General features: G+C 44.1%; 7 protein-coding genes. 1 reads left to right on the top strand and 6 read right to left on the bottom strand.

What is annotated here, in order from left to right; translation table 11 throughout:
- Positions 1-20 precede the first annotated feature (20 nt).
- Complete coding sequence (locus ACWIZX_RS14570; RefSeq protein ID WP_448336299.1) at positions 21-1214, bottom strand: S41 family peptidase; 1194 nt, start codon at positions 1212-1214, stop codon at positions 21-23.
- An 81-nt stretch (positions 1215-1295) separates the two neighbouring features.
- Between ACWIZX_RS14570 and ACWIZX_RS14565 the strand changes: the two genes are divergently transcribed.
- Positions 1296-2150: an aminotransferase class IV gene (locus ACWIZX_RS14565; RefSeq protein ID WP_448336298.1), complete on the top strand. Its 855-nt coding sequence runs from the start codon at positions 1296-1298 to the stop codon at positions 2148-2150.
- Here ACWIZX_RS14565 and ACWIZX_RS14560 read toward each other — a convergent pair.
- The 5 genes from ACWIZX_RS14560 to ACWIZX_RS14540 form a co-directional block, all read right to left on the bottom strand.
- Complete coding sequence (locus ACWIZX_RS14560) at positions 2147-2434, bottom strand: putative signal transducing protein (RefSeq protein WP_322791707.1); 288 nt, start codon at positions 2432-2434, stop codon at positions 2147-2149. The genes ACWIZX_RS14565 and ACWIZX_RS14560 overlap by 4 nt on opposite strands.
- Positions 2424-2792 carry a hypothetical protein gene (locus ACWIZX_RS14555; protein ID WP_448336297.1) on the bottom strand — a complete coding sequence of 123 codons (369 nt, stop codon included), beginning with the start codon at positions 2790-2792 and terminating at the stop codon, positions 2424-2426. The genes ACWIZX_RS14560 and ACWIZX_RS14555 overlap by 11 nt, the downstream gene beginning before the upstream one ends.
- Complete coding sequence (locus tag ACWIZX_RS14550) at positions 2789-3754, bottom strand: ribonuclease H-like domain-containing protein (protein ID WP_448336296.1); 966 nt, start codon at positions 3752-3754, stop codon at positions 2789-2791. Before ACWIZX_RS14550 ends, ACWIZX_RS14555 begins: the two co-directional genes overlap by 4 nt.
- Positions 3755-4052: 298 nt before the next feature.
- Positions 4053-6581 (bottom strand): DEAD/DEAH box helicase, encoded by a 2529-nt coding sequence (locus ACWIZX_RS14545; protein WP_448336295.1) that lies wholly within the window; start codon positions 6579-6581, stop codon positions 4053-4055.
- Positions 6582-6596: 15 nt separating this feature from the next.
- Positions 6597-6784, bottom strand: a 188-nt coding sequence (locus tag ACWIZX_RS14540) for a hypothetical protein (RefSeq protein WP_448336294.1), incomplete at its 5' end; no start/stop codon positions are given.

The raw sequence follows: 6784 nt of genomic DNA, 5'->3' as shown, positions 1-6784 counted from the left end.
AATCGAAACCGATGTAAAAATCACGGGTTTGTATTCAGGTTGAAGGCTTGAAGGGCGGCTTGAAGGTAACGGTTATTCAGATTGTCGGGTGTTTCATTTTCAATCCAATCGTCGGGTAAAACACCGTGATCACGGATGGGCGGTTCTAAACCCGGAATTTCCCATTCAGCTGCGGTGACGTGCAACGACGAGCCATCTTTCAGGTCAAAGACCAGCTGAATGGTATATTTTCCAAAAGTCGGCGTGCCAACTAATCTGGCTCGTTGCTGAGCTTTTAATGCGCCGGCGGTAATTTCAGCAGCGCTGGCTGTGGAATTATTTGTAAATATCACCAGCGGAATTTCGGTGAAAGGGCCGTCTTTGGAGGTTTGAATGGTTTGAGGAGGCTTGTCGCGGTAGGTTTGAGTTAATATTGGCTTGTCCGCAGGCAGGAATAATTCGGCAATCTTCACTCCGGTATCTACCAATCCTCCGCCATTGTTGCGTAAATCAAGAATGAAATGGTCAGCACCTTTCACAATCAAGTCTTCGATGGCTTTCTGAATTTCGTCCGGCGTGGTTGAGGACATGAGGTTGACTTGAATGAGACCGACTCGTTCATCCTCCGGGAGAGTATTCCAGGTAACCGAAGGTATTGGAATTTCCTCTCGGACGATTTGAAAGGAGTATTCCCGTTGTTCTTCTTCTCGGAAGATGACCAGCTGAACACTTGTCCCTTTTTCGCCTCGTAACAGAGATAATACATCATCCTGGGTCGTTTCTGTGGTTATCTTAACTTTATCCACTTCAATCAAGATATCTCCATCCAGTAGACCTTCCCGCCTTGCGGGTGAATCGGCGAATGGATAAAGCCTGTAGTTGTTTTGCGAATCGCGTTCTATGCGTGCGCCGATCCCACCAAATTTGCCGCGCAGCTGTTGACTTTGTAACTCATGCTGGGGTGGTTCGACAAATGTGGTATAAGGGTCATTGTAGGCCTGTAAAAGACCGCGAATCATCCCGTATTCAACTTTCTTCTGGTCTGGCAACGGGTAATATCCATGATCTAGCAGTAATTCATAGGCTTGTTCGAGGAGTGGATAATTATTCTGGTTGATCGAAAAGAGTTGTTGGTCGCGGATATAGTAGCCACCTGCCAATCCGATTGCCAAATTCAGGAGAATTATCAAGCTTAACAGAGCGTAAAAGCGAAAATTTGGAGATTTTGACTTCACTTTACAACCTTCTAAATCTAAAAAAGATTTCTACCTCTTACCAGTATAATCCAGCAAAAAGGGTTCAAACAGGGAAATAAGATGATTTCAGCGTATTGTATCACTCAAAATCCGGATGGGATTTCATTACAAAAAGCATTTGAGAAGGACGACTTAAAATCGCTGGATCAAGCCAACAGGTTGATACCGGATGGGGTTTATACCACTTTTCGAACTTTTGAAAAATTCCATGTGTTGGATTTAGAAGGACATTTTGACCGATTGGAGGGTTCTGCGCAGTTGCTTGGCAGAGAACTTAAATTGAATCGTCAGGCAATCCGCAACGCTTTAAGCGAACTGCTGAAAAACTTTCCTGCTGCAGAAGCAAGGGTTCGTATCAGCATTCCATTCACAACCGAAAATCGAGATGAGCTGCAGATTTACATTTTTCTGGAAAAATTAGTCTTACCTTCTTTGCGTGATTATCAAAACGGTGTGCGGGTGATCACGATTCGGATGCATCGGGAAAACCCTGCTGCAAAGACAACAACTTTCATTCATACGGCCGATGAAATACGGCGAAAATTACCGAACGAAATTAATGAAGCAATCATGGTGGATGAGAACGGACGCATGTTGGAAGGGTTGAGCAGCAATTTCTTTGCGGTAAAGGATGGAACGATTTTTACCGACGATCAGCATGTGCTGGCAGGGATTACTCGAAAACAAGTATTGGAGATTATTCAAGAACTGGCAATACCGCTGCGTTATGAGGGTTTCCCGTATGCAGAATTAAAAACTCTTGATGAAGCCTTCCTCACCAGTACCAGCCGGGGAGTTTTACCCATTCATCAAATTGATGATCAGATCATTGGTCAGGGAATGGTGGGAGAGATAACCAAAAAAATAATGGAGCGGTATCAGAAAAAAATTCAAAAGGCAGTGCAGCCGATTTAAAAACCCTCATCTGGTGTATCTTCAATATCCCAATCATCTTCATCCGACTGATTTTCTAATTCTCCAGATTGCATGGACCGGATGAGTTGTTGGGCGTCTTCGAACTGCCTTGCAGGCACATACAAATGAACTTCTCCCAATGGGCCGACCGTTAATCCGTAAACTGCACCGGCACTTTCCCGCCGCAGAATAACGGTGATTCCGGCTGCTTCCAGCATCAAACGTACCATGTCTGCTTCCAGCTGTCCGTAGGCTGTGAACACTTTTTGCAGTTCATCCATCATTGGTCTTTTCTCCATTTTTCTTGCTGGTCAAAATTACTTTGACCAACCGGTAAATCTCATCCAATCGTTGTTTGTAAGCGCGGTAATGATTGAAAATGCGTTGAAGATCAGGATCGGATTGATTATCAGATTTTTGAATTTCAGACTCCAAAGAATCCATCATGGCAAATGGCGTGAATTCGCCTCTTTGCTGTAAAGCTTGAAACACAAGTTTACTGACGTGCTCCTCATACAGGTAAAGAAAACGATATAGCGTGTAAAGATTAGACTTTTCATCTATCTGTTCAAGGTGGCTGGATTTTTGCTTGATGACGGCTTGTTTAAGCTGCTGTGACAAATTGTCAGTAAAGGATTTCATGAGGTTTCCTGATTTCTTAAGCGGTTTTGTTTCTGGATTAATCGCTGTCTTCGATGTTCTAATTCCATTCGTCTCTGCTTTTTGATATAACGCGGCATGGGTGACTGTTCGAGGTAGTTCAAGCCCAACTCCGTCCACTCAATTGCCTGAGAATAGGCTTTTTGTTGATGTTCGTAGAATTTGGCAATTTCGATGCAGGCATCCACTTCGTTGTATTCAGCGGCTTTCAGCCATAGGTTGAGCGCTTCTTCCGGTTGACCGGTGCGACGATGCAGGTTGGCAAACCTGTAAAGAGTCTGAATAAAAAAATGGATGGGTAACCCGATTTCGAGACCGGCTTCATATAATTGAACTGCTCTGGCGTATTCACCCAATTCTTCATAGAGGCGAGCAATGGCGATCAAATCCAGGCTCTGCGGGTTTTCTGCAGCGAGCGGATTATTTAATAATTGGGTCAAGTGTACAAACAATGCAGAGAGGGATAAGATATCAATCTGGTTATGATAGAAAACGCCTTGAAGAGGAGAAGCGTTCAAGGTTTGAAGATATTCAAAATAAATCTGCGGAACCATCCAGCCAGGAATCTCATCTGCTGAGCGAGTCAGGCTGAGAATCTCATGTTCCAGGTTGCCTAGCGAGCGATCATCCAGACGGTTGCGCCAGATTCGCCGTGTGAGTGAAAGCAGATCGATGTGATGTTTTTTCTTAATAGGTGATTGAAAACCGTTCAATACAAAGCGGTTGTTTAATAATGGCGCATCGAAGGATTTACCGTTGTAGGTCACTAAAACTTTGAAGGGAGTAAGATGTTCTTCCAGTGCAGTTAGAAATGCCGGTTCTTCATCGGGTTCCCGTAAAAACAGTTGAGTAAGGTGGTATTGATCATTTTTCCAGTATCCAAGGCCGACCAGAAATACAAAAGTTCCCGTCCCGCCTGCCAGACCGGAAGTTTCTGTATCCAAAAAAACAAATTCTTCAATGGGAGGATTGGATTCAAGGGAGATTCGAGACCAAGATAATAGGGGTGAAAGGTCTATCCCGGTTGTAAATTCAATAATTCCATGTTTGTAGTCTGCAGGATATTGTTTTTTTGAAATAAAAACATCTCCGAAAATGGTTGGATGATGTTGTCCAGAGATTACTTTTTCAATCGAAACCGAAACCTCAGGTTTTCGGTTTGGACTGTGAGAAACTGGTGGGTTCCCAAGTTGCATCCCCAGCGATTTAAGACGATTCAATAAGGAGTCATCCATACCTCTATTATAAGCGAAGGGGTAAGCCGTTAAGAATTTTAAGTATAGCCAGAGTCTCGGTTTTTTCAGCGCTCCCGTTTTCTCCACCAACCCCTACGCAAGCCGGACAACCATCAGCGCAAGGACAATTGAGGACAACTTCCAGGGCGCTGGAAAGGATTAATTCATGTTTGTCAAAAAGCATTTCGGATAAGCCGATTCCGGCAGCAGAGTTGTCATAGATCATAACGATGGGGCTGCCGTCACTAATCGGTGATTGTGGGTCACTATGAGACCCCAAATCTCCCGGATCGCATAAAACAAATAGCGGAGCGATTTGTGAAAGAAGGTAGCGCAAACCGGATAACCCGCTGCGGATGCGGACAACACTCTCAGCTTTGCGGTGGCAGGCCGGACAGAGAGTTATCAAATTTTCCAGGCGATTAGCCTGCTCAAAGGAGGGAAACTGGCGGAACGGTATTTTGTGATGTACTTGGTGGGGGATGTTTTTTTCCGGAACGCCGCAAAGTTGACAGGTAAATCGGTCGCGTTGACGAGCCAGATTTCTTTGTTGATCCCAGTTTGGCCCATAATTGTTTGGCTTTCCTGACCACAAGTTGTTTTCTGAGAGAAGTTCTAAAGTTTGAGAATTGATTTCAATCCAGTAACCAACGGTTCGTAAAATACGGGGTGGCAGTTGCATTTCTTCAGTAGCAAGAATCTCTTTGCTCTGCCAGGAGATTTTTCGAAAAGCTTTCAATTGTTGGGTAACTTCAATCTCTCCAAAGTGAATGATACCACCAGGCACAGGACGGTTTTTCTCTTCAGATATTTTTTGAATGGTTTGGTCCATCAATGGTTGAGTGTAATAATCTCCGTTGAACGCTGAAAGACGCACCCGTTTCTTCTCGAAGTTTAATTCTTCCACAAAATAAGATTGCCCCTGATGAAGATAAACGGCGTTGGGATGAACCATCCAATCCACACTACTTTGATCAATTTCACCGATGATGGTTAATCGCTCATCTTCCTCTACATGTAGCAAAAACACCTCCCCGGATGTACTTCTCAGCGAAACGCTCTGAGATGGATATTGATTGGCGCGCCAGATAAAACGGTCAGCGGTTGCAAAAACCTCGCGATTTAAAGTTAATACCTGCAAGTATGGAAGAATATAATCCCATGAGAGTCCACCAAAGGTGTCGTTTTGTCGAAAAGGCAATTCAAACACAGCACAGCGGAGATGCTGCAATAAAATTAGAGGATTATTGGGATTAATCAATGCCATTTCCGGTGGTTTTTCAATAAGGTATTCCGGATGTTTGATGATGTATTGATCTAAGGGATTGGAAGACGCGACCAGAACAGCCAGCGAATCCTGTTTTTTTCTACCAGATCGGCCGGCCTGTTGATGAGTTGCTGCGATACTGCCCGGGTAGCCGCTGATGATCACCCCTTCTATCCCGCCAATATCCACCCCCAATTCCAAAGCGTTGGTTGCGACAACAGCTTTGGCTGTACCGTTTTTCAATGCTTGCTCAATTTTTCTGCGTTCCGATGGAAGGTATCCGCTGCGATAAGCAAAGATTTTATGTGCTTGATCGGGGTTCTGAGTTTGCAGTAACCTTACTCCAATTTCGACGTTTTTACGAGTATGGGTGAACAAAAGGGTCTGGATGCCTTTTACAATCAAATCGCCGCTCAGGCGAACAGCTTCGCTCAAGGCTGAACGGCGTACACCGAGTTCTTGATGAATGATGGGGGGATTGTAAAGGATAAAATACTTGTTTCCGCGAGGGGATTGATTATCTGAAACCTCGATAAAAGGTTCTTCAACTAAATTTTCCGCATGTTCTTTCGCATTAGCAACCGTTGCTGAAGTCAGAATAAAGGTCGGAAATACTGCGTAAAAACGGGCTATTCGCTTCAGGCGACGGAGTAAATTGGCTATGTGAGAACCAAAAACGCCTCGGTACAGGTGAACTTCATCCAGCACAACATAAGTTAAACCTCGAAAGTAGCGCTCCCACCCGGGATGATGAGGCAAAATTGCCGTGTGCAGCATATCGGGATTGCTGAGTAAAATTCGGGTGTTGTTACGAATTTTTGCGCGTTGTGAAACTGGCGTGTCCCCATCATAAATGGCGATTTGGGAATGTAAGGTTTTGGGCGACAGGCGCAAAAGATTTTTATACTGATCTTGTGTCAGTGCTTTGGTTGGAAAGAGCAACAAGGCAGTGGCAGTTTCATCTTCCAAACAGCGTTGCAGAATCGGCAGAAGATAACAAAGCGACTTACCACTGGCTGTTCCGGTTGTAATAATCGTGTTTTGAGAATGGGTAATTGACTGTATCGCTTCCGCTTGATGAAGATAAAGATCGCGAATTCCTTCCTTCTCGAGAATTTCCGATAGATTCGTGTCCAAAAACTCCGGTAATGGAACAAAACTCCCTCTACAGGCTGGAATGACCTGAATTGAGGTAATACCGGAAGAAATGGTGGGGTCAGCTTGCCAAAAATTTAAAACAGTCTTCATTCCGTAATTACAAACCCTCATTTTTCAGGTTTCTATTCAAAGGCATTTTTCATTATACCTTTCAAGATTCAGAAAATTAGGGGTGGGAAATCGTTTCTTTTTTTTGCATCCTTGGCTATACTTTGGTTGTTTGATGTTATTTATATGCTCAGGAGTGGAATCATGAAACCATCCGGACGTTATCGCTGGTTTGTGGTAGGGGTGTTTTTTGTCTTTATGCTTCT

The sequence above is a fragment of the Bellilinea sp. genome, from assembly GCF_053501535.1.
The sequence above is the reverse complement of the archived record's forward strand: the minus strand, read 5'-3'. Positions and strand labels throughout refer to the sequence as shown.